Consider the following 2,893-nt stretch of genomic DNA (forward strand, 5'->3'; position numbering starts at 1 on the left):
GCTCCATAATATTGCTGGCTGAAACGTTCTATATCAGCCAGTTTCGGGCATGACGGGTCGTTTGACTTAACCCATGTCCGTTTTTCTTGGCGGCTCGTCACTGGACAGAGAACTTCCCACTGTCCAGTTTAGAAGGTGTCTGTGGGCAGACCGGCTCCTAGATCAAAAAATTGACAGTGCTGCCCAGAGAGCGGGCCTTAAGCCTGGGGTGACACCACGCCAGGCTCTCCCCAAGGATTTCAATCGCTCCAAGGCTTTGACTATGTACTTAAACTAAGCGCCCTTGACTCTCTAGTCCACTAGAGGCTTCAAGATAGAATTACCCAGAGTCTCAGGGAGTCATCTATGACGCTCAACTTAACCGTTCCAGATCTAGCCTGTTCGGCCTGCGTCGATACCGTGACCAAGGCGATCCAGGCGATCGATGCCACCGCCCAGGTGAATGCCGACCCCAAAACCAAGCAGGTCAGCGTGGACACCACCGCTTCCGAGGTGGCAGTCAAAACCGCCATTACCACCGCAGGCTACACCATTGCCTAGGGAGTCCGAGCATGGAAAAGCACATGGAAAACCAGCTGTTTAAACTGCGGGGCATGAGCTGCGCGGCCTGCGCCAGCAACATCGAGTCGGCCATTCAGTCGGTGCCCGGTGTCGCAGCCTGCACCGTCAATTTCGGTGCCGAGCAAGCTGCGGTCACCTACGACCCCCACCGAACCAACCTGACAAAAATACAGGCGGCGGTGGATGAGGCGGGCTATGGTGCCCAACCCATGAACGACGACCCCCTGGCCGCCGAAGACGATGCCGAACGCCGGGAGCGGGAGGCCGAAAACCGCCAACTCACCCGCAAGGCGGTGTTTAGCCTGGTCATTGGCGGCATTTTGATGGTCGGCTCGCTGCCGATGATGACGGGGCTACCGATTCCCTTCATTCCCCCCTGGCTGCACCACCCCTGGCTGCAGCTGGTGCTGACCACCCCCGTCGTGGCTTGGGCCGGCAGTGGGTTTTACATCAATGCCTGGAAAGCCCTCAAACGCCACTCGGCCAGTATGGATACCCTGGTGGCGGTGGGTACGGGCACGGCTTTTCTCTACTCGCTGTTTCCCACGGTTTACCCCCAGTGGTTTATCGATCAGGGGCTTACCCCCGACGTGTACTTTGAAGCCGCAGCGGTGATCATTGCCCTGATTTTGCTGGGCCGCCTGCTGGAGAACCGGGCCAAGGGCCAAACCTCGGCGGCCATTCGCCAGCTAATGGGGTTGCAGGCCAAAACCGCCCGGGTGATTCGCCAGGGTCGGGAGTTTGACATTCCCATTGCCGAGGTGGCCCTGGGCGACGTGATTTTGGTGCGCCCCGGCGAAAAAGTTCCGGTCGATGGCACCATCATTGACGGCAGATCTACCCTCGATGAGGCAATGGTGACCGGCGAAAGCGTGCCCGTGCAGAAAGCCGCTGGCGATGAGGTAATTGGGGCAACGCTGAACAAGACTGGCAGCTTCAAGTTTCGCGCCACCCGGGTGGGCAAGGACACCTTTTTAGCCCAGATCGTTAAGCTGGTGCAGCAGGCCCAGGGGTCGAAGGCCCCGATTCAAAAGCTGGCCGACCAGGTGACGGCGTGGTTTGTGCCGGGGGTGATTGCGATCGCAGTGCTCACCTTTATCCTCTGGTACAACGTCATGGGCAACGTCACCATGGCGCTGATTACCACCGTGGGCGTGCTGATTATCGCCTGCCCCTGTGCGTTGGGTTTGGCGACGCCGACCTCAATCATGGTGGGCACTGGCAAGGGAGCCGAGAACGGCATTTTGATCAAGGGAGCCGACAGCCTAGAGCTGGCCCACAAGATTCAGACCATCGTGCTCGACAAGACCGGCACCATCACCCAGGGCAAACCCACCGTGACCGACTACCTGACGGTGAAGGGCACCGCCAACGACAATGAACAGCACCTGCTGAAGCTAGCGGGCACGCTGGAGCGCAACTCCGAGCATCCCCTGGCGGAAGCGGTAGTGCAATACGCCCAGTCGCAGCAGGTGTCGCTGACCGAGGCCCAAGACTTTGAGGCTGTGGCCGGGAGTGGCGTCCAGGGGGTGGTCTGGGGTCAGCAGGTGCAAATTGGCACCCACCGCTGGATGCAGGAGTTGGGCACCGCCACGGATGGTCTGCAATCTCAGTGGGAGCGGCTTGAAGCTTTGGGCCGCACCGTGGTGTGGCTGGCGGTGGATGGTCGAGTCGAGGCCCTGTTTGCCATTGCCGACGCGGTCAAACCTTCCTCTGCCCAGGCCATTGCCACCCTGCAACGCATGGGCCTAGAGGTGGTGATGCTGACTGGCGACAACCGCCGCACCGCCGAGGCGATCGCCCAGGAGGTCGGCATTAGCCGCGTCTTCGCCGAAGTGCGCCCCGACCAAAAATCGGCCCAGATTGCTGCCCTGCAGGGGGAAGGCAAGCTCGTCGCCATGGTGGGCGACGGCATCAACGACGCCCCGGCCCTGGCCCAGGCCGATGTCGGCCTGGCGATTGGCACGGGTACCGATGTCGCCATTTCTGCCAGCGATATCACCCTGATCTCCGGCGACCTGCACGGCATTGTCACCGCCATTCAGCTCTCCCGCGCCACCATGCAAAACATTCGCCAAAACCTGTTCTTTGCCTTTGTCTACAACACAGCGGGTATCCCGATCGCGGCGGGTCTGCTCTACCCTATCTTTGGCTGGCTACTCAGCCCGATCATTGCCGGGGCGGCGATGGCCTTTAGCTCTGTGTCGGTGGTGACGAACGCACTGCGACTGCGGAACTTTCGGCCACGGTTGCAAGGCTAGAGGGGTGGATAGGGGAGATAGGGGAGATAGGGGGCAAATTCAAAGGGCAAAATACTCTCCCACCCATCCAC

Annotated in this window: 2 protein-coding genes; both read left to right on the plus strand. The window is 60.3% G+C overall.

What is annotated here, in order from left to right:
* Positions 1-345 precede the first annotated feature (345 nt).
* A complete protein-coding gene (locus IQ254_RS30605; RefSeq protein WP_193969906.1) occupies positions 346-540 on the plus strand; it encodes a heavy-metal-associated domain-containing protein in 195 nt (64 codons plus the stop codon).
* Positions 541-563: 23 nt separating this feature from the next.
* Entirely contained in the window at positions 564-2,822 is a 2,259-nt protein-coding gene (locus IQ254_RS30610) for a heavy metal translocating P-type ATPase (RefSeq protein WP_193969907.1), read from the plus strand.
* Positions 2,823-2,893 lie beyond the last annotated feature (71 nt).

The sequence above is a fragment of the Nodosilinea sp. LEGE 07088 genome, assembly GCF_015207395.1.
GTDB lineage: Bacteria > Cyanobacteriota > Cyanobacteriia > Phormidesmidales > Phormidesmidaceae > Nodosilinea.

Bases quoted from the DNA above. Each gene is read 5' to 3' on its own strand.
- IQ254_RS30605 (WP_193969906.1), top strand. From the start codon at position 346: ATGACGCTCAACTTAACCGTTCCAGATCTAGCCTGTTCGGCCTGCGTC.
- IQ254_RS30610 (WP_193969907.1), top strand. From the start codon at position 564: ATGGAAAACCAGCTGTTTAAACTGCGGGGCATGAGCTGCGCGGCCTGC.